At 65.1% G+C, this 19,051-nt stretch carries 19 protein-coding genes and 1 CRISPR repeat array; of the genes, 12 read left to right on the forward strand and 7 right to left on the reverse strand.

Annotated features, from left to right (window positions below):
• The first annotated feature begins 21 nt into the window (after positions 1–21).
• Positions 22–844: direct repeats of the CRISPR family, unit length 36 nt; unit sequence GTTTTCCGCGGCGATTCGCCGCGGCCTCATTGAAGC.
• A 670-nt stretch (positions 845–1,514) separates the two neighbouring features.
• Positions 1,515–1,814 carry a hypothetical protein gene (locus M3461_17085; GenBank protein MDQ3775940.1) on the reverse strand — a complete coding sequence of 100 codons (300 nt, stop codon included), beginning with the start codon at positions 1,812–1,814 and terminating at the stop codon, positions 1,515–1,517.
• 57 nt (positions 1,815–1,871) lie between these two features.
• On the opposite strand from M3461_17085, the gene M3461_17090 reads away from it, so the two are divergent.
• On the forward strand, positions 1,872–2,255 hold the full coding sequence (locus M3461_17090) for a hypothetical protein (GenBank protein MDQ3775941.1): 384 nt from the start codon (positions 1,872–1,874) through the stop codon (positions 2,253–2,255).
• Here M3461_17090 and M3461_17095 read toward each other — a convergent pair.
• Positions 2,247–3,089 (reverse strand): hypothetical protein, encoded by an 843-nt coding sequence (locus M3461_17095; GenBank protein ID MDQ3775942.1) that lies wholly within the window; start codon positions 3,087–3,089, stop codon positions 2,247–2,249. The two genes, M3461_17090 and M3461_17095, sit on opposite strands and share 9 nt — an antisense overlap.
• A 462-nt stretch (positions 3,090–3,551) precedes the next feature.
• Between M3461_17095 and M3461_17100 the strand changes: the two genes are divergently transcribed.
• Positions 3,552–5,318 carry a copper resistance system multicopper oxidase gene (locus M3461_17100; protein ID MDQ3775943.1) on the forward strand — a complete coding sequence of 589 codons (1,767 nt, stop codon included), beginning with the start codon at positions 3,552–3,554 and terminating at the stop codon, positions 5,316–5,318.
• Complete coding sequence (locus M3461_17105) at positions 5,318–6,034, forward strand: copper resistance protein B (GenBank protein MDQ3775944.1); 717 nt, start codon at positions 5,318–5,320, stop codon at positions 6,032–6,034. The genes M3461_17100 and M3461_17105 overlap by 1 nt, the downstream gene beginning before the upstream one ends.
• A gap of 1 nt (position 6,035) precedes the next feature.
• Here M3461_17105 and M3461_17110 read toward each other — a convergent pair whose 3' ends face one another.
• The 3 genes from M3461_17110 to rpiA are packed head-to-tail and all read right to left on the reverse strand — an operon-like array spanning position 6,036 to position 7,793.
• Complete coding sequence (locus tag M3461_17110) at positions 6,036–6,893, reverse strand: methyltransferase domain-containing protein (GenBank protein MDQ3775945.1); 858 nt, start codon at positions 6,891–6,893, stop codon at positions 6,036–6,038.
• A gap of 33 nt (positions 6,894–6,926) precedes the next feature.
• Positions 6,927–7,127, reverse strand: a complete 201-nt coding sequence (locus M3461_17115; GenBank protein ID MDQ3775946.1) for a DUF2905 domain-containing protein — start codon at positions 7,125–7,127, stop codon at positions 6,927–6,929.
• Positions 7,128–7,136: 9 nt separating this feature from the next.
• A complete protein-coding gene (rpiA, locus tag M3461_17120; protein MDQ3775947.1) occupies positions 7,137–7,793 on the reverse strand; it encodes a ribose-5-phosphate isomerase RpiA in 657 nt (218 codons plus the stop codon).
• 39 nt (positions 7,794–7,832) lie between these two features.
• Between rpiA and ilvA the strand changes: the two genes are divergently transcribed.
• Both ilvA and M3461_17130 read left to right on the forward strand, forming a co-directional pair.
• Positions 7,833–9,347, forward strand: coding sequence for a threonine ammonia-lyase, biosynthetic (ilvA, locus tag M3461_17125; protein ID MDQ3775948.1), 1,515 nt, complete (start codon positions 7,833–7,835; stop codon positions 9,345–9,347).
• A 72-nt stretch (positions 9,348–9,419) separates the two neighbouring features.
• Entirely contained in the window at positions 9,420–10,112 is a 693-nt protein-coding gene (locus M3461_17130) for a class II aldolase/adducin family protein (protein ID MDQ3775949.1), read from the forward strand.
• Between the two features lie 166 nt (positions 10,113–10,278).
• Here M3461_17130 and M3461_17135 read toward each other — a convergent pair whose 3' ends face one another.
• Positions 10,279–11,472 carry an XrtA-associated ATPase gene (locus tag M3461_17135; GenBank protein ID MDQ3775950.1) on the reverse strand — a complete coding sequence of 398 codons (1,194 nt, stop codon included), beginning with the start codon at positions 11,470–11,472 and terminating at the stop codon, positions 10,279–10,281.
• 141 nt (positions 11,473–11,613) lie between these two features.
• Here M3461_17135 and M3461_17140 point away from each other — a divergent pair, with 141 nt between their 5' ends.
• The 3 genes from M3461_17140 to M3461_17150 all read left to right on the forward strand — a co-directional run bounded on the left by M3461_17140 (position 11,614) and on the right by M3461_17150 (position 13,089).
• Positions 11,614–12,099 carry a DUF4124 domain-containing protein gene (locus M3461_17140; GenBank protein ID MDQ3775951.1) on the forward strand — a complete coding sequence of 162 codons (486 nt, stop codon included), beginning with the start codon at positions 11,614–11,616 and terminating at the stop codon, positions 12,097–12,099.
• A 31-nt stretch (positions 12,100–12,130) separates the two neighbouring features.
• Positions 12,131–12,484 carry a hypothetical protein gene (locus tag M3461_17145; protein ID MDQ3775952.1) on the forward strand — a complete coding sequence of 118 codons (354 nt, stop codon included), beginning with the start codon at positions 12,131–12,133 and terminating at the stop codon, positions 12,482–12,484.
• Between the two features lie 155 nt (positions 12,485–12,639).
• On the forward strand, positions 12,640–13,089 hold the full coding sequence (locus M3461_17150; GenBank protein ID MDQ3775953.1) for a DUF29 domain-containing protein: 450 nt from the start codon (positions 12,640–12,642) through the stop codon (positions 13,087–13,089).
• A 119-nt stretch (positions 13,090–13,208) separates the two neighbouring features.
• Here the strand turns inward: M3461_17150 and cfa are convergent, their stop codons facing one another.
• Complete coding sequence (gene cfa, locus M3461_17155; GenBank protein ID MDQ3775954.1) at positions 13,209–14,318, reverse strand: cyclopropane fatty acyl phospholipid synthase; 1,110 nt, start codon at positions 14,316–14,318, stop codon at positions 13,209–13,211.
• A gap of 429 nt (positions 14,319–14,747) precedes the next feature.
• Between cfa and nirB the strand changes: the two genes are divergently transcribed.
• The 4 genes from nirB to M3461_17175 form a co-directional block, all read left to right on the forward strand.
• The gene (gene nirB / locus M3461_17160; protein MDQ3775955.1) at positions 14,748–17,276 is read left to right on the forward strand and encodes a nitrite reductase large subunit NirB; all 2,529 of its coding nucleotides are present in this window, start codon (positions 14,748–14,750) and stop codon (positions 17,274–17,276) included.
• 13 nt (positions 17,277–17,289) lie between these two features.
• A complete protein-coding gene (nirD, locus tag M3461_17165) occupies positions 17,290–17,679 on the forward strand; it encodes a nitrite reductase small subunit NirD (GenBank protein ID MDQ3775956.1) in 390 nt (129 codons plus the stop codon).
• A gap of 74 nt (positions 17,680–17,753) precedes the next feature.
• Positions 17,754–18,689, forward strand: a complete 936-nt coding sequence (locus tag M3461_17170) for a PhzF family phenazine biosynthesis protein (GenBank protein ID MDQ3775957.1) — start codon at positions 17,754–17,756, stop codon at positions 18,687–18,689.
• A gap of 10 nt (positions 18,690–18,699) precedes the next feature.
• The coding region (locus tag M3461_17175) for a hypothetical protein (GenBank protein ID MDQ3775958.1) at positions 18,700–19,051 on the forward strand (352 nt) is incomplete at its 3' end.

Below are 19,051 nucleotides of genomic sequence, written 5' to 3' on the forward strand. Positions count from 1 at the left end.
GTGCTACCGTATCCTCTAGGCGTTTTCCGCGGCGATTCGCCGCGGCCTCATTGAAGCGGGGTACTGTAGGGAGGGTGGGATTGCGCCGGATGGGTTTTCCGCGGCGATTCGCCGCGGCCTCATTGAAGCGCGGCGGTCGGTGTCCCGAAAAGCAGCTTGAAGCAGGTTTTCCGCGGCGATTCGCCGCGGCCTCATTGAAGCGGTGGTTCTTCGGGGACAACCTGTACAGAAGACACGTTTTCCGCGGCGATTCGCCGCGGCCTCATTGAAGCGATGGGGCACCGCTACCGAACACCTGGTACGTCGCCGTTTTCCGCGGCGATTCGCCGCGGCCTCATTGAAGCTGGGCGAACGAGGCCAAGCTGAACCGGGGTCGAAACGTTTTCCGCGGCGATTCGCCGCGGCCTCATTGAAGCGCAGCCGATCAACATCGTGAACCTGGCCGGCGAAAGGTTTTCCGCGGCGATTCGCCGCGGCCTCATTGAAGCGTGATACACAAACCCCGTTGTGTCTAATCAGTGACGTTTTCCGCGGCGATTCGCCGCGGCCTCATTGAAGCTAGTTCGATCTCCTGGACCATCTGCCAGTCGTTCTCGTTTTCCGCGGCGATTCGCCGCGGCCTCATTGAAGCGTGTTGTAGTGTTCGGCGTGCCACCCTGTATCGACGTTTTCCGCGGCGATTCGCCGCGGCCTCATTGAAGCGTGTGTCGAGAATGACCTGGTAGCAATGGGGATCGTTTTCCGCGGCGATTCGCCGCGGCCTCATTGAAGCAGTCTCCTACACTGAAGGGTGTGATGAGGCCCGGCGGTTTTCCGCGGCGATTCGCCGCGGCCTCATTGAAGCCATGCTGTGATGTATTCCACTCCGGGAACAAGTGGGTCCTGGTGAGACCACCGTTGTCGGCCAGCGTGAGGTCGAGGATGGCGCTCAGGGGGAGCGTCGGCAAGAGGTCGGTCGCGCCCGGGGCGAAGTCAGCCACCGCCGCGCCTACCGTCGTGCTTGAAGAGGCGAAAACCGTTGGTGACGATCGTCGCTGAGTACTCGACCGATGCGTTGTACCCCATCGCGGCCCCAGCGACCGGGCCGCGCCCACGGGACCGTTTATCGCACCGGCCCGCGCCAGCTCCGTTTTGAAGAGCGCGAATAACTCAGATTGGGCTCTAGAGGATGGGACTCTTCTTTCATGGGGTGCACATTGACAGCGGAATGCCAGGCGTTGAGATTGCTTTTCTTAACGCCCGGGCTGTCCGCTTGCAGGCGATCGAGCAGCTCGACAAACGCTTCCCCACGTTCGTCATAGGCACCGATGACCTTGCTGTTGCCTCGATCTCACCCCGGGTGGCGATCGAGGTCCGCACCGGGCCGTTCGGCCGCGAGCGGGCTGGCCGCGGTCATCGCCTGAGCCTGATCCGGACCCGTACGGATTGGACGGGTCCGACAGAGTTGCGGATCTCCATCACACCCCTGAGTCTTCTGTGCTCGCCCGCCCGCACGATCTGCCGGCCCCGCTTCGTCAGCCGCAGCCGGACATTGGCGGTCCCGCCCGCGGGGACGTTGGCGACGGCGGCGGCGGTGGGGGCGGTGCTGCGGGCGGTAGCTGACGCTCGAAGGCACCGATGTCGCCGTCGGCGACCGTGTCCTCGTCACCATCCTGGGACCGTGTGATACCGCGCTGGTCGCCGGTCGTCACACAGGAGGCCGCCGGGATGGCGTCGATGGCGGGGCTGCCGGAGACCAGGGCGTGGGTCTTGGTCGGGCCGCCGTTGTCGGCGAGCGCGGGGTCCAGGATGGCGCTTAGCGGGACGGCGGGCACGATGTCGCCCGCCCCCGGAGCGCCGGACGCGACGCCATCCACACCGGCCAGACCGTCGTGCCCGAAAAGGTTGAAACCGTTGCTGATGATGATCCCGGGCGTACCTCCGTCATCCGAAGCGTTGAACACCTCCGGACGCCCTGCGAAGATGCCGAATTTCCCGATACCAGCGACTGGTCCAGCGTCAGGGTGCTGGAGGTGAATAGCCCACCACCGTCAACGGCCGAGTTGCCCGATACGGTGCTGTTGGTGAGGGTCAAGGTGCCGAAGTTGCGCACGCCGCCGCCGTCGAAAGCGGCGGAATTGCCTGATACGGTGCTGTTGGTGAGGGCCAGGGCGCCGAAGCTGAGCACGCCGCCGCCGAAGAAGGCTGCGAAATTACCCGACACGGTGCTGTTGGCTGGGGTTGCTGCGCCACCGATGCCCGCGCCGTCACCGTAGCGCGCGGAATTTCCCGATATGGTGCTGTTGGTGAGGGACAGGGCGCCGAAGCTGAGCACGCCGCCGCCGAAAGAGTCTGCGAAATTGCCCGCGACCGTGCTGTTCGTCAAAGTCAGCGTGCCGGTGCTGGACAGGCCGCCACCGTAGGTACCCGCGGAATTGCCCGACACGGTGCTGTTGATTAGGGTGAAGGCACCCTCGTTGAAAACGCCGCCGCCAGGCCTGGCACCGTCTCCAGCCGCCGCCCCGCCGCTCAGCGTGGTATCCCGTAAGAGTCAGGTCGCCGTTGGGGTCCACCGCGACGATGCGAAACTGCGGGGCGCTGCTGGCGCGCCGAATGGTGCTGCCGTTGCCCTGGATCACAATTGCCGAAGTGATGACCGGGACACCGTTGTACCCACCGCTGTAGTTGTTCTCGCTCGTCAGCGTTTGGATGCTCCCCGGCAGCAGGCTGATCGTGTCCGCCCCGCTGCCGGCCGGGCAGCCGCCGGCCACTTGGTCAGCGTTGGCTGCGGTGATGGCATCGACGAGCGTGCAGCCTCCGACACCCACGTCGATCTGGGCGGCCGGCGCCGCCGGCATGTAGCCGAGGGCGCAGAGCAGCGCGATACCGGCTAGCGAACGCCGCCATCGCTTTTGCAGCGCGCGCCGCGCCCTGCGGGGCAAGCGGGCGAGGCCGCGGTAAAACGTGGCGAAGCTCGGCCAGAGCGCCCGGTCCGAGGCCACAAGGCCGGTCATCGCCCCGGACCGCGCCAGCTCTGCTTTGAAGAGCCCGAATAACTCCGAATGGGTTTGGGAGAAACGCTGGGGATCGGTCATGGTAATATCGCTCACGGTGTTCTGCCGCCTTCCTTGACGGAAGCGACCAACGTGTCCCCCAAGGTAAGTCCTCTGCCATCGAGGACGACCGAGCGGCAAGGCCGGAGCACGGCGCGGCGTCGATGTGAGCGCCTCGCTTCGCGGCCACACAACGCACGCAGTCCTAGGCCGCTACGCCACCGTTTCGATTGCAGTATTAAATAGCGTCTGTGTCATTAAACCCTGACAGCCAGTCGAGATGAACCGAAGAGCCGCGTCATTTTTGCGGCAGAGGATGCTGGGAGCACGCTCAACGTGCGCGCCAGGCCTTGGCGAGGCGAAGTCGCCCGTCGCCTGCCGATGGCCATTTCGGCCGTGGGCGCATCGCTGTCGACGAGACCCTGCACAGGGGAATCTCGGGGTAACGCTGGCCGTTGACCGGACCGATCGGAAACACTTGAGATTAAGACTCACCTCGTTGCGAGCGGATAGGGTGCCATGATGAATCCATCACGCGTACGGTGCATGGTCGCCCTGCTCGGGATCCTGGCGGCATCGGACCCAAGCGGGGCTGCGCTCGCCGGCGAATACGAGCTGGTTATCGAGGAAAAGCCGATGAACGTGACGGGCCGGGAAAAGCTGGTCCCACAGATCAACGGCTCCGTGCCGGGACCGGTGTTGAGGTGGCGCGAGGGCGAGGACGTCACGATCCGCGTGCATAATCGCCTGGCCGTCCCTACCTCCCTCCACTGGCACGGGATAATCCTGCCCGCGGCCATGGACGGCGTACCCGGACTGGGCTTTCCGGGCATCGCGCCCGGCAAGAGCTTCACATATCGCTTCCCGGTCCGGCAGAGCGGCACCTATTGGTATCACAGCCATTCGGATCTGCAAGAGCAAGCGGGCATGTATGCACCGATCATCATCGCGCCCGCACAAGCCGAGGCCTATCGCTATGATCGTGATCATGTGGTGATGCTCTCGGATTGGACCGACGAAGAGCCCGCTCGGGTCTATGCCAGGCTGAAAAAGCAGAGCGGTTATTACAACTTCAACAAACGCACGGCGTTCCATTTTTTTCTGGACGCCTCCGACCAGGGGCTTGGGGCGGCGATATCGGACCGGCTGGCCTGGGACCGCATGCGCATGGACCCGACGGACATCGCCGATGTCACCGGGTACACCTACACGTTTCTCGTGAACGGGAAGCCGCCTGTCGCCAACTGGACCGCGCTCTACCGGCGCGGAGAACGCATACGGCTCCGGTTTATCAACGGCTCGGCCATGACCTATTTCGATGTCCGCATCCCGGGGCTCACAATGACCGTCGTGCAGGCCGACGGCCAGGACATACAACCGGTAACGGTCGATGAGTTGCGCATCGCGGTGGCCGAGACCTACGACGTCCTGGTCGAGCCGGTGGGTGACCGGGCTTACACGATCTTTGCCGAGGCGATGGATCGCAGCGGCTACGCGCGCGGCACACTGGCGTCACAGGCGGGCCGGTCGGCGCCCATCCCGGCGTTGCGGTCGCCGTCGGCGCTCACCATGGCCGATATGGGCATGGCCCATGACCCACTGAACGCCTCACACGCCATGGCCGCCATGGACCATGCCTCACACCCGAACGACATGCACGGCACGGCGCATGACGGGATGGACGCGCGTGCATCCGACGATGCGAGCGTTTCGCGGCACGGCCCGGACGAGCACGGCCGAGGCACCGATATGGTCGCGATGATGCCGATGGATCGGCTCAATGAGCCGGGCGTCGGCCTCGAACGGACCGACCGGCGCGTCCTGGTCTATACCGATCTGCGGAGTACCAAACCCGGTTACGACCGGCGCGCGCCCGGCCGCCAGATCGAATTGCACCTGACCGGCAACATGCAGCGCTTCATCTGGGGATTCGATGGAAAGAAGCATTCCGAGGCCGATCCGATCCGGCTCCGATACGGGGAACGGGTACGGTTCGTGTTCGTGAACGATACCATGATGAATCATCCCCTGCATCTCCATGGGATGTGGAGCGAGCTGGACAACGGGGCGGGCGCCTACAAACCCCGCAAGCATGTGATCAACATCAAGCCCGCCGAGCGCCTGGCCTTCGAGGTGACGGCCGATGCGCTCGGCGAATGGGCCTTCCATTGTCATTTGCTCTATCACATGGAGGCCGGCATGTTTCGGCGGGTCATCGTGACCCAGGATGCGAGCCCGAGGAGGAGCGCACCTGAACGCACGGCGGTGAAGGTGACAAACCAGTGATGCGAGCATTCTGGACGGCACTGCTGTGGCTCGAAGTCACCCACCTCGCGGCGGCCGAACCGTCCGCGCCGCCGCACGCCGATCGGGTCTTGGCCTACGTCCAGGCCGAACAATCGGAGCTCCGCGTCGCGCACGAGGGTTCGGAAACATATAGCTGGGACGTCCGAGGCTGGATCGGCGGAGACTACGACCGCTTGTGGTTCAAGACTCAAGGAGATGATCTCCTCGACGGTCCCGTGGAAAACGCGGAGTTGCAGCTCCGCTACAGCCGCCTCTTCACGGCCTTCTGGGAGCTGGCCGTGGGCGTGCGCTATGACCTCGAGCCCGAGCCGGCGCGAGGCTTTGCCGTGTTTGCGGCCCATGGGCTCGCGCCGTTCCTCTACGAGGTGGACGCCGATGCCTTCATCAGCGAGGATGGCTACGTATCGGCGCGCATCGAAGTCGAATACCAGATCCTCATCACGCAGCGCTTGATCCTGCAACCGGCGTTGGAGCTCGATTTCGCCCTTCAGGAGGTCGAGGAGGTCGGCATCGGACCCGGACTTAGCGAAGTCGAGCTGGGGTTAAGGCTCCGCTATGAGATCGTGCGTGAGCTTGCACCCTACGTGGGCTTCGTGTGGGAAAGGAAGGTCGGCCGGACCGCCGATCTGGCGCGCCGGCGCGGCGAGGACTTCGACGTTCCGGCCTTCGTGGCCGGGGTTCGATTCTGGTTTTAGCCTAGACCGCCTCGAAGACGAGGTCCCGATAGCGGATCAGCCCGGCTTGGCTGACCCTGGCCACGAACTCGGTGGCGCGCACCGCGATCGGGTGGTCGATCTCGCGGAACACGCGCAAGAGGGCCGGATAGGTGGGCAGGGTGTTCCGAGTGATGTCGTCGTTCACGGTGAGACGAAACCCGGTCAGGCGGGCCAGCATCCGGTAACCGGACACCGTGGAGGGCGAGAAATAGTTTATCCACCCGTAGAAGCAAGAGATGTCCCGCGCATACCACAGGAGCCAGGGGCCTAGCCAGGGGGCCGCGAACACAAGCGGGACGAAATCCGAAAGGCAGAGCCTCCCGCCCGGGGCCAACACCCGTCGCGCCTCACGGAAAAACTCCAGGCGACTCGCGAAGTGAAAGATGCACTCGACGGCCAGCACCACGTGGAAAATGCCGTCGCGATAGGGCAGCTCGCAGGCATCGGCGACCATGAGGCAGACGCGATTGCCTTGCCGCGGGGTGAGCACGCGCCGCGCCTCTCTGAGCTGGCGCGGGTCGATGTTGAGGCCATGCAGGGTGAGGTCCGTGTGGCGTTCATCGAGCAGCGCCAGGGTGCCGCCCAGCCCGCAACCGACCTCCAGGATGTGCTGACCGTTCCCGACACCCGCAAGGCAGAGGAGCCGCTCGGACAGCGCCTCCTGGGCCGCCGCCAGCCCTTCCAGGGAACCGTCCGCCGTTTCCGGGTCTCGATAATAGCCCCAGTGCACGTGGCGGGTGCCGAGCGCCCGCAGCAGCAGGGAAGCCGACGGATCGGGCGAATGGGCCAGAGCGCCCAGGATTTGATCAAGGTACGGCAGCCGAAGCGGGCGGCCCATGCCCTCAGCGCCCATCCGGTTCGAGCAGTCGTTTCAGCGCCGGAACAGCCACAGCACTGCGGATACGACGAGACTCACGAGGAGGCCCGTCACGATCGGGAAATAGAATCGAAAGCCGCCGCGCTCGATGACGATGTCGCCCGGCAGGCGGCCGAGGCCGAGCTTCAGGATCCACGGCCACAGGAGTCCGCAGAGGAGCAGGATGGCGCCGAGGATGATCAGGGTCCGCGCCATACCGGCGACTCAACGCATCGTCTCGACACCGCGTTCCGAGCCGACGAGCAAGAGATCGGCCGGGCGGCGCGCGAACACCCCGTTACACACCACCCCGGGGATCTGGTCGATCTCGGCCTCCAGGCGCGCGGGGTCCGGGATCTTCATATGATGGACATCGAGGATCACGTTGCCGTTGTCGGTGACGAAGCCCTGACGCCACTCGGGCTGTCCACCCAGCTTGACGAGCTGTCGGGCCACGAAGCTCCGTGCCATGGGGATCACCTCGACCGGCAGGGGGAAGCGTCCCAGGACATCGACGAGCTTGGAATGGTCGATGATGCAGACGAACAGGCGGCTCGCGGCAGCGATGACCTTCTCGCGGGTCAAGGCCCCGCCGCCGCCCTTGATGAGGTGCAGGAAACGCGTGGCCTCGTCGGCACCGTCGATATACAGGGACAGATCGCCGGCGCTATTCAGATCGACCACGGGGATCCGGTGCTCTCTGAGCAGTGCTTCTGTGGCCTCTGAGCTCGCAACCGCACCCTCGATGCGCTGCCTCACACGCGCCAGGGCCTCGACGAACAGCGCGACGGTGCTGCCCGTACCGACCCCGATTACGCTGCCGTCTTCGATGTGATCGAGCGCGGCCTCAGCGGCGCGCCGCTTGTTTGCGTTCTGGTTCATGGTGCTCGCCTCCGGTCTGTCGGTGCTATCTTATGGGCGATGTTGAGCCACTACGTGAAATTGATCCTGACCGCGCGGGTGTACGACGTGGCCCGGAAAACACCGCTCGATCCGGCACCGGAGCTGTCGCGCCGTCTCGGCAATCGGGTCTGGATCAAGCGGGAGGACCTACAGCCGGTATTCTCCTATAAACTCCGCGGGGCCTACAATCTCATGGTCCACTTGACGCCCGCGGAGCGCGCGCGCGGGGTGGTGGCAGCCTCGGCCGGCAACCACGCCCAGGGGGTGGCGCTCGCGGCCCAGCACCTCGGCGTCGCGGCGCTCATCGTGATGCCGAAGACCACCCCCGAGATCAAGATCGCGGCGGTGCGCAGACTCGGCGCCGAGATCGTCCTGCACGGGAACACCTATGACGACGCCTGCGAGCATGCCCACCGGCTGCAAGCAGAGCGCGGCCTGTGCTTCGTCCACCCCTACGACCATCCGCTGGTGATCGCCGGACAGGGCACGGTCGGAAAGGAGATCCTGGAGCAGCGCGCGGGCGATCTCGACATCATCTTCGTACCGGTCGGCGGGGGCGGCCTCATCGCCGGTGTGGCGGCCTACGTGAAACACCTGCTCCCCGACATCCGGGTGATTGGTGTCGAGTGCGACGAGGCCCCGAGCATGAAGCGGGCGCTGGAGATGGGCGAGCGCATCGTCCTGGACCGCATCGGCACCTTCGCCGACGGCGCGGCGGTGCGGCAGGTGGGCGAGGAGCCGTTTCGCATCGCCCGCGCCTGGGTCGATGAGGTCCTCGCGGTCAGCGTCGATGAGATCTGCTCGGCGGTCAAGGACACCTTCGAGGACACCCGTTCCATCGCCGAGCCGGCCGGTGCCCTGGCGCTCGCCGGGCTCAAGCAGTACGTGGCACGGGAGCGCGTCTCGAACCAGGACCTGGTCGCGATCTTCAGCGGCGCCAACGTCAACTTCGATCGGCTGCGGCATATCGCCGAACTGGCCGCCCTTGGCGAGCACCGCGAGGCCCTCTTGGGCGTTACCATCCCCGAGCGGCCGGGGAGCTTTCGCTCCTTTTGCCATGCCTTGGGGCCGCGCGCCATCACCGAATTCAACTACCGTTATGCCGACGCCCAAGAGGCGCACGTCTTCACCGGCGTGCAGTTGCGCGGCGGGGTGGCGGAGAAGAACGCCTTGATCGCCGCGCTCAGCGACAAGGGCTACCGGGTCGCGGACCTCTCCAACAACGACATGGCCAAGCTGCACGTGCGTTACATGGTGGGCGGCCCTGCCGCCCGGCTCTGCGATGAGCGGCTGTTTCGCTTCGAGTTCCCCGAGCGCCCGGGCGCGCTCCTGCATTTCCTGACGCAGCTCGACGATCGCTGGAACATCAGCCTGTTCCACTATCGGAACCACGGCGCGGCCTACGGGCGCGTGCTGATGGGGATCCAGGTACCCGCGGCGCACGCGGCGGCGTTTCAGGCGTTTCTCGACCGCCTGGGCCTCGTGCACGTCGAGGAGACCGGCAATCCTGCCTACGCCATGTTTCTACATTGAGCGTGCCTGCCCCGGGCGGGCGCGGCACCCGCGTGGTTTGTCCATGTTGAGCTTGACTGACTGCCCAAGGCCATGACAGGAGCAACCGGGCTTCGTGAGGCAGTGGTCGCCGCCGCCCGTGCGCTCCACCGCTCTGGGCTCGCGGAGGGGACCTCCGGCAATATTAGTGTACGCTCGGGCAGTGCGCGCTCGGGCAGTGCGCGCTCGGGCGAGGGTTTCTTCATCACCCCGACCGGCGTGCCTTACGAGGGACTCGGCGCCGAACAGATCGTCGAGTGCGGAGCCGAGGGGATCGTGGCCCAAGCCCAGACCCAGCGGCCTTCCAGCGAATGGCGCATCCACCGGGACATCTACCGATGCCGACCCGAGATCGGCGCGGTCATCCACACGCATTCGCCCCACGCCACGGCGCTGGCGTGTTGCCGGCTCGGGATCCCGCCGTTTCACTACATGGTAGCCCGCGCCGGCTCCGCGGGGATCCCCTGTGCGCCTTATGCCACTTTCGGAACACAGTTGCTCTCGGACCACGTGCTTGGAGCCCTCGAGGGACGCAGGGCCTGTCTCATGGCCAACCACGGGGTGATTGCGGTAGGCGCTGATCTGGACCACGCCTTGGAGGTGACGAGGGAGGTCGAGTCCCTGGCGAAGATCTACAGTCTGGCGCTGCAGATCGGCAGGCCGGTGCTCCTATCCGCCGAGGAGATGCAGGATGTCCGGCGTCGGTTTCGCACCTACGGTCAAGGCGAGAAGGGGCTTCGCGACTGATGTCCAACGTCGCACACCTTGCGGTTGCATCACGAGCTGGCCACCGTAGGGGCGGGTTGGAAGCCCGCCTCTACCAATCTTGTCGCCGGAGGTAGCGCAGCGGGATCCGGGGCGGTGCATCCCGGTACGCCACTGAAGTCGGTCGCGCCGGGCGGTGCGACGCCGCTCAGGTCTTCTGGCGGGTCATCCCGACGGTGGTGCTGTCATCGGGGGCCTTCTTGGTATCGCCAAACTTGGTGTCAACTATCGCCTTGCGCAGCATCACCAGCTCGCGCCGCACGATGTTGCCGAGCGACTCCAGCGAGTCTTCGATGGCGTCCAGGCGCTTGCCCCCGGCGGTGCCCGATGCCGCCCCACGGTGGAGGACCGCGACCGGCGCAGACTGCCCATCCTTGGCCTCGGACTCCTCATCGGAGATCAACAGGTCTTCCTGATCCAGGTCGTTGGTCACTGCGGTCACGACGGCCGCGTCTATGACCCGTTTGTCCTCCAGGGAGGCGAACAGGAGGAGCCGGTCGCAGAACAGGTTGATGCGCCGCGGGACCCCCTCGGTGATGCGATTAATGAGGGGGAAGACCTCGTCCACGAACAGGGGGTCGTCCTTCCTCCAACCCACGACCCGTAACCGGTGCTCGATATAAGCGCGCGTTTCCGCCGTGTCCAAGGGGCGCAGGTGATAGGCGGCGATGACGCGCTGCCGGAGCTGCACGAAATCCTGGGAGCGCATCACGTCTCGAAACTCCTTCTGACCGAGTAGGAAGCTCTGCACCAGCGAGCGCCCGTTCATCTGGAAGTTGGAGAGCATGCGCAACTCCTCCACCGCGCGCGGGGGGAGGTTCTGGGCCTCGTCGACGAGCAGCAGCGCGCGTTTGCCGAGATGCGCGCACTCTTTGAAATACGATTCCAGGTTCTTGAGGATGATGGCCTTGGACTCCGACTGGTAGTCCAGCCCGAACTCGGCCGCCGCGACCCGCAAGAGGTCCTCGGCCTCGAGCTGGGTCGTCACGACGTTGGCGATGGCCACGTCCTGGCGTTCCAGCATGGACGAGAGCGCGCCCACCAGCATCGTCTTCCCGGTACCGACATCCCCGGTGATCACGATGAAGCCTTCGCCCTGCTTGACCCCGTAGAGGAGGTAGGACATGGCCCGCTTGTGGCTGTGGCTGTTGAAGAACATCCGCGGATCGGGGTTCAAGCGGAAGGGCTTGCCAGTGAGTTTGTAGAACGACTCGTACATGGTGATGTAGACTCTTGGATGCCGGAAGGCTGAAGTCGCCCGCCTTAGATTGCGACCGTAACGGGCATATTTGTTCCCCTCCCCGCACTTGAGAAGCAATTGCCCGGCCGGATCACATGCCATCCCTGGCTGCGCGAGCATAGTGGCTCGGCTGCGGCGGGGCAAGACCCCCCATCCGCCCCACTTTGTTCCGCAGGGCGTGTCCAGGAGCGGGGTACGTGATTTGCTGTCCGCCGACCGCGAGTGCCTCATGCCAAGTGTCTCATGAAGCTCCGGTACACCCTCCCACTTGGTCTCGCAGCCGCCCTCCTCCTGGCGGCATCGCGCATTGAAGTCGGACGGACCCCGGAGAAGACTTTCGGCGCGGTGACGACGGTCGATCCCGGGCCACGCACGTACACCGGGCAGGCCAAGGGCCCGAGCGCGCGCCCGCATGCGCTCTACCGGTGGCGCGGGGCCGATGGTCAGGTCCAGGTGCAGAGCCAACCACCCCCGCAGGGGGTGCGCGCCGAGGTATTCCGCCTCACGCGCGAAGACGCCAGAGGTGGACAGCGCGGGGCATGGACCCGCGGCGAGGCCTTCGAACAGCGCTTCGGGTATCGCCGCCGATCTCTTGTCGGTCTACTCGCCGCGCGGCTTCACCGAGCTCAAAGATCGCCTGGGGTCAACGGTGACCCGGCTCAACGAGCGCTCGCGCTTGCTGGAAGACTTACGGCGAGCCCGCTGAACGCGCGCGAAGAAATAATATAAATAAATCAAAAGAATACCCGACGCCGACGACATGAAGCTCGTTTTTGCTGTCGTGCGCGGGGCACTCTGCGGGGCGCTCGTGCTCGTCCTCTGTGTGTTTCTGTACCGCAGCTATATCCTTTACGCATCCGGGGCATCGCTCACGGCCGTGCCGCTGCCCGACATGCTCTTGGACGTCATGGCGCTTCATCATTACGCCGGCGTGGGGGCCGCGGTGTTGGCATTCATCCGTCTGTGGTCGCTGTGGACGGACCACCGCCGGAATCTGGCGGCGCAACGGCCGCCGGATACCGTCGATCACGGCGAGGCCGACACCAAGATCAAGTCGTTCAACCAGGCCAAGGTCGAGTGTTATCTCGCCGAGCGCGACCGGCACAAACGCTAACACGAGCGGGAGTCCCGCGCCGCCTGTCGCCCCGACAACTCCGCCAATCCCGCTCTCCGATCCTACACCGAGGTGCGTGCGAGCGATGCCAGGACGCACAGTGGCCAGAGTGATCGGGTAGATATGCGTAATATGCGGTGGTAAGGTAGTCCGTCATGGTCATCCATCCGAACCTTCATGACGAGGATTTCTATGCGTGGGCGCTGGGAAACGCCGCACTGCTGCGGGACGGTCGCTTATCGGAGATCGATATCGAGCACGTCGCGGAGGAGTTGGAGACTATGGGGAGGAGTGAGCGGCGCGAGTTGGTCAGCCGCCTGGCCATCCTGTTCGCGCATTTGTTGAAATGGGCCAATCAATCGGGGCGGCAGTCGTCCAGCTGGAGGAACACCATCAAAGTGCAGCGTTTGGACACGAGCGGTGTGCTCGCCGATAACCCGAGCCTGCAAGCACAGGCCGATGACATCGTGAGCACGGCCTACGAAAAGAGCAAACTGCTGGCCGCCAACGAAACAGGATTCGACGAGCGTCGTTTTCCCGACCAGTGTCCCTGGACCCTCGAGCAAGCGCTAGACCCTGATTATTGGCCGGACCAAGCAGTTTGATCCCCGTGTGATCGAATCACCCCGGCGCGGGCCGGGATCCATCATCCACCGCGGCCTTGTTCGTGAGCCAACCCAAATATGGAATCTAAGCTGGGCCGGCCCGGCGTCCCTTCCCGGTCCTAATCGACCCTGGGTAAGCCCCCAGGCACGCCGCGCGGGCTCAACACCAGTTGCCAGAGCTGCGATGAGCGGAGATCGAAGGCCACCTTGGAGCCCACGAGGTACAGCTCCCACATGCGCTGGAAGCGCGGCGGATAGCGGTCCGTGCCGCGGAAGAACGCCTGCGAGCGGTGGTGCCAGGCGTCCAGCGTACGCGCGTAGCTGGGGCCGAAGTTGTGCCAGTCCTCCATGACGAAAAGACCCTCCATGGCGCGGCCGAGCTGCGCGATCGATGGGGTCATGCCGTTCGGGAAGATGTATCTATCCACCCAGTCGTCGGGTCGCGTGACCGAGACGTTGCCGCCGATCGTCTGCAGGACGAAGATGCCGTCGTCCCTCAAGAGGCGCCGAGCGGAGCGAAAGAAATCGGGATAGTTCTTGTAACCCACGTGCTCCAGCATCCCGACCGACACGACGCGGTCGAAGGAGTGCTCATAGCGGGCATCGAGGTTGCGGTAATCGCACCAGAGCACGGAGTCGAGACCGAACCTCTGGCCCGCAAACCGCTGCTGTTCTTTCGAGAGCGTGAGGCCCGTGACGCGGACGCCATGCTCATCGCGCATGTATTTCATGAGGCCCCCGAAACCACACCCGATGTCGAGGACGGAGAGTCCGGGCTGCAATCGGAGCTTGCGGCAGATGAGCGCCATCTTGGCGCGCTGGGCCTCCTCCAGGGTCTCGATGTCCTTCCAGTAAGCGCAGCTGTACTGCATGTACGGATCGAGCATGGCCTCGTAGAGATCGTTGCCGATGTCGTAATGGTGCTCGGCCGCCTGCGTGCTCCTTAACAGAGTCTGCCTATTGAAAAACACATGCTGGACGGCGGTCAGGAGGCTCGGGTTCCCGGACCGCTCGAAGGGTTGCAGGCAGCGCCGCAGCAGAGCCTCCAGGTCCCCGGTGCTCCACATCCCGTCCATGTAGCCCTCACCCATGCCGAGGCTGTAACTCCGCAACAGGCGCCGGTAAAACCCCGGGTCATGGACCTGGATGTCATGGGGGCGATCGCCGTTGATGCGCACGTCGATGCCCTTCTGGCGTCCCAGGTATTCGATGATGGTTTGGAGTTGCACCCTTTTCTGTTCTTGTCAGCGTTGTCGGCGGCGGTTCAGGGCGTGGACCGCCTGGCCACCGGCGGCTCCGACCCGGGCTATTGTGACCACGACAGGCGCCGGCGACAATCCTCGGCGTCCTCGCCGTCCAAGTCCGGCGCAGCCGCGGCGCAGCCGATTCCATTTCTGTGAACCGCGTACCACAGTGTTGGTCGCGAAAGGGCCGCCGGCGCGCGAAGCGCCGGACCCGCCATGCCCAAGATCGGTGCGCCTCCGGCGGCGCGGCCCGGAAAAGGGGCGTGGAGTCCGCGCGCTTTCCCGGGGTAGAAGACGATTCCTTATTCCCTTTCAATCACTTGAGTCGATAGAGCGGATTGGAATGCATCCTGTTATGGGCTTTAAGCTTAGCCAGGGTGTCGTACCACTGGCGTCCTCGGTGGAGGAACGGCGATGCGCACACGTCTTGTGGTGGTCGGAAACGGCATGGTGGGGCACAAGCTCATCGAGTGCCTGATGGGATCGGACCTAGCCTCAGGGTTCGAGATCGTGACGTTCTGTGAAGAACCCCGGCTGGCCTACGACCGGGTGCACCTCTCGGAGTTCTTCTCCGGCAAAACGGCCGACGACCTGTCGCTGGTCGAGCCCGGCTTCTATGAGCGCCATGAGGTCACGGTACACCTCGGCGACAAGGCCGTGGCCATCGACCGGGCCGCCAAGCGGGTGCGTTCGGAACAGGGCCGAGAGCTCCCCTATGACCGCCTGGTGCTGGCCACGGGCTCCTACCCCTTCGTGCCGCCCGTCCCCGGCCGCGAGCGTCCAGGCTGCTTCGTGTACCGGACCATCGAGGACCTGGAGGCCATCACCGAGGCGGCGCGCGGGAAAAAGGTCGGAACCGTGGTCGGCGGCGGGCTCCTGGGTCTCGAGGCCGCCAACGCGCTCAAGAACCTGGGGCTCGAGACCCATGTGGTCGAGTTCGCCCCGAGGCTCATGACCGTACAGGTGGACGACGGCGGCGGCGCCATCCTGCGCCACAAGATCCAGGACCTGGGCGTCGTCGTCCATGTCTCGAAGAACACCACGGCGATCGTGGACGGCGATGTCCATGCCCACCGCATGAGCTTCGCCGATGGCGACCTCTTGGAGACCGATCTCATCGTGTTCTCGGCCGGGATCCGGCCGCGCGACGAGCTGGCGCGTGAGGCCAGCCTGGAGATGGGCAGCCGCGGCGGGATCTGGGTCGATGACCGTTGCCGCACCTCGGACCCCGACATCTACGCGATCGGCGAGTGTGCGGTATGGAACCACCAGGTCTTCGGGCTGGTCGCCCCCGGATATCAGATGGCGGAGGTCGCGGCCTCCCAGCTCACCGGCGGCGAGCAGCGCTTCACCGGCGCCGACATGAGCACCAAGTTGAAGCTCCTCGGCGTCGATGTCGCGAGCATCGGCGACGCCCACGGCCGCGCCGTCGGGGCGCGTGCCTACACCTACATCGACGAGCCCAACCGCGTCTACAAGAAGCTTGTGGTGAGCGAGAACGGCCGGCGTCTCTTGGGCGGGGTGCTGGTGGGCGATGCCGAGGCCTACGGCGAGCTGTTGCAGTTTTGTCTCAACGGCATTGAGCTGCCCCCCTACCCCGATGAATTGATCCTGCCCCAGCGCGACGCTAAGAACACCACCGGGCTCGGTGTCGATGCGCTGCCCGATGCCGCCCAGATCTGCTCCTGCAACAACGTCAGCAAGGGCCGGATCTGCGCCGCCATCGCCGACGGTGCCCACAGCCTCGGGGCGCTCAAGCAAGCCACCAAGTGCTCCACGACCTGCGGCGGCTGCGCACCGCTCGCGACCCAGATCCTCAACAAGGAGCTGCTGCGCCTGGGGGTAGCGGTGCGCAAGGGCGTGTGCGAGCACTTCCCCTACACCCGCCAGGAGCTCTACCACATCGTGAGAGTCGAGCGCCACAAGACCTTCGAGGACATCATCGCCAAGCACGGCCGGGGGCTCGGCTGCGACATCTGCAAGCCGGCCGTGGCCTCGATCCTGGCCGCCTGCTGGAACGAGTACGTCCTGAAGAAGGAGCACGCCGGGCTCCAGGACACCAACGACCACTACCTCGCCAACATGCAGAAGGACGGCACCTATTCCGTGATCCCGCGGGTGCCGGGCGGGGAGATCACCCCGGAGCGGCTCGTGGCGCTGGGCACCATCGCCAAGAAGCACGGGCTCTATACCAAGATCACGGGCGCGCAGCGCATCGATATGTTCGGGGCTAGAGTCGATCAGCTCCCGAAGATCTGGCGCGAGGTGGTGGATGCCGGCTTCGAGTCCGGCCATGCCTACGGCAAGGCCCTGCGCACCGTCAAGTCTTGCGTGGGCAGCACCTGGTGCCGGTACGGGGTGCAGGACAGCGTGGGGCTCGCCGTCCTCTTGGAGCACCGCTACAAGGGGCTGCGCGCGCCGCACAAGATCAAGATGGCGGTGTCGGGCTGCACCCGCGAGTGCGCCGAGGCCCAGGGCAAGGACGTGGGTGTCATCGCCACCGAGCGCGGCTGGGCCCTGTATGTCTGCGGCAACGGCGGCATGAAGCCCCGCCACGCCGATCTGTTCGCGACCGATCTCGACCAGGAGACCCTGATCCGGTACATAGACCGCTTCTTCATGTTCTACATCCGCACCGCGGACCGGCTGCAGCGCACCGCGCCATGGCTGGAGAACCTGGAAGGCGGGCTCGAGTATCTCAAGGACGTGGTCATCCACGACAAGCTCGGGATCTGCGAGGAGCTGGAGCGCGAGATGGCACACTTCATCGACACCTACGAGTGCGAGTGGAAGAAGACGATCGAGGACCCCGAGAAACAGAAGCGGTTCCGCCACTTCGTCAACAGCGATGAGCGAGACAACAACGTCCTCTTCGTGGAGGAGCGCGGGCAGCACCGGCCCGCGACGCGCGAGGATCGGGCCAGGCTCGCCGAATCGGCATGAACCACCAGGATTCGTGACGGCCGGGCCAAGCGCCGTTCGGGTGGTAGAGGAAGAGGAAACGGCCCACGGTGATGTTGATAAATGGGTCGAGGTCTGCGCGTTCGATGACCTCCTCCCGTGGTACGGGGCCTGTGCGCTGGTGCGCGGCAGGCAAGTCGCGATCTTTCGCGTGGGCGAGGGGCAACAACTCCATGCCATCGACAACTACGACCCGATCGGCCGAGCCAACGTGCTGTCGCGCGGGATCGTGGGCGACATCGGCGGGGAGCTGTGCGTGGCCTCGCCGCTCTACAAGCAGCACTTCAGCCTCAAGACCGGCCAGTGCCTGGAGCAGAAGGACGTCCGCGTGCCGGTCTATGGCGTCCGGGTGGTCGGTGGACGGGTGCAGATCGCCGTCTCGTGACCGGATCATCGACCACCGAATCATTACCTGCCCTATCATCACTCCGGGACCGAGCCCCGAATCCGCGCGCGGCCATGTATCTCGATTACTACACCGCCGATGTCTTCACGGACCGCATCTTTCATGGCGCGCAGGTGGCCGTGTTCCCGGACGCCCGCGGGCTCGATGCCAGACTGATGGGGCTCATCGCGCGCGAGCTGAACGTGCCGCAGACGGTGTTCGCCCTTCCACCACAGGAGCGCACCGGCCACTGGCGGGTGCGCATCTTCTCCCCGAGCGCCGAGCTCGATTTCGGGGGTCACTCGACCATCGCCACGGCCCATGTGCTGGCCGCGACCGGCAAGGTCGCGCTCACGCAGCACCACACCCACATCGTGCTGGAGCAGAAGCTCGGGCCAATCGATGTCTTCGTCACGGAAGAGGGCGGCAGGCCGGTCTTCACCCAGTTCACAATGCGGACCCGGGCGCAGATCGACCGCTTCGTCCCAACCCACGAGGAGCTCGCCGACATCCTCTCGCTCGACAGCTCCGAGATCGAGAAGCTCAAGTTTCAGCCCTTGGCGGTGTCTTGCGGGTTCGCGTACCTGATCGTGCCGCTCCGGTCCTACGCCACGGTGCGCAAGGCGCGCTTCGCCTTCAACGCTTGGGGCCGGTCTTCAGCGCCGGCCTCCCTCATCCGCGAGATCCTGCTGTTCTCGACGCAGAGCCGGATGGGCGCCTCGGACTTCCATGCCCGTCTCGTAGGACCTCACATCGGCATGAACGAGGACCCGCCCATCGGCTCCGCCTTGCCGGCCTTCGCGCATTACCTCTGCGCCCAGCCGCAGGTCAAGCCCGGCACCTATACCTATTCGCTGGATCGCGGCGAGGCCACAACCAGGCAGAGCATCCTACGGGTCGAAATGGACAAGAAAAAGACCGACGAGCTGACGGTGCGCGTCGGGGGACCGGCGGTCATTGTGAGCACAGGAAGGATCGACCTCCCGGACGTCGGGTCAACAGCATCTTAGGAAACCACTCATGAGCCATTTCCTCGACCGATTGCGCTTCTTCAAGCGCATCGAAGGCAAGTTTTCGAACGGCCACGGCATCACCACGAGCGAGGACCGCCAGTGGGAGGATGTCTACCGCAACCGCTGGCGCTTCGACAAGGTGGTGCGCTCGACCCACGGGGTCAACTGCACCGGCGGCTGCTCCTGGAACATCCACGTCAAGAACGGGCTCGTGGCGTTTGAAATGCAGGCGACCGACTACCCGCGCACCCGCGCCGATCTGCCCGATCATGAACCGCGGGGTTGCCAGCGCGGCGCGAGCTATTCCTGGTATCTGTACAGCCCCCACCGGGTGAAATACCCGCTCATCCGCGGCCGGC

The sequence above is a fragment of the Pseudomonadota bacterium genome (genome assembly GCA_030860485.1).
Taxonomy (GTDB): Bacteria; Pseudomonadota; Gammaproteobacteria; order JACCXJ01; family JACCXJ01; genus JACCXJ01.

What these genes read in the sequence shown, in the direction of transcription:
- M3461_17100 (MDQ3775943.1), top strand. Translation starts at nt 3,552, where the DNA reads ATGATGAATCCATCACGCGTACGGTGCATGGTCGCCCTGCTCGGGATC.
- M3461_17105 (MDQ3775944.1), top strand. Translation starts at nt 5,318, where the DNA reads ATGCGAGCATTCTGGACGGCACTGCTGTGGCTCGAAGTCACCCACCTC.
- M3461_17110 (MDQ3775945.1), bottom strand. Translation starts at nt 6,893, where the DNA reads ATGGGCCGCCCGCTTCGGCTGCCGTACCTTGATCAAATCCTGGGCGCT.
- M3461_17115 (MDQ3775946.1), bottom strand. Translation starts at nt 7,127, where the DNA reads ATGGCGCGGACCCTGATCATCCTCGGCGCCATCCTGCTCCTCTGCGGA.
- rpiA (MDQ3775947.1), bottom strand. Translation starts at nt 7,793, where the DNA reads ATGAACCAGAACGCAAACAAGCGGCGCGCCGCTGAGGCCGCGCTCGAT.
- ilvA (MDQ3775948.1), top strand. Translation starts at nt 7,833, where the DNA reads ATGTTGAGCCACTACGTGAAATTGATCCTGACCGCGCGGGTGTACGAC.
- M3461_17130 (MDQ3775949.1), top strand. Translation starts at nt 9,420, where the DNA reads ATGACAGGAGCAACCGGGCTTCGTGAGGCAGTGGTCGCCGCCGCCCGT.
- M3461_17135 (MDQ3775950.1), bottom strand. Translation starts at nt 11,472, where the DNA reads ATGGCATGTGATCCGGCCGGGCAATTGCTTCTCAAGTGCGGGGAGGGG.
- M3461_17140 (MDQ3775951.1), top strand. Translation starts at nt 11,614, where the DNA reads ATGAAGCTCCGGTACACCCTCCCACTTGGTCTCGCAGCCGCCCTCCTC.
- M3461_17145 (MDQ3775952.1), top strand. Translation starts at nt 12,131, where the DNA reads ATGAAGCTCGTTTTTGCTGTCGTGCGCGGGGCACTCTGCGGGGCGCTC.
- M3461_17150 (MDQ3775953.1), top strand. Translation starts at nt 12,640, where the DNA reads ATGGTCATCCATCCGAACCTTCATGACGAGGATTTCTATGCGTGGGCG.
- nirB (MDQ3775955.1), top strand. Translation starts at nt 14,748, where the DNA reads ATGCGCACACGTCTTGTGGTGGTCGGAAACGGCATGGTGGGGCACAAG.
- M3461_17170 (MDQ3775957.1), top strand. Translation starts at nt 17,754, where the DNA reads ATGTATCTCGATTACTACACCGCCGATGTCTTCACGGACCGCATCTTT.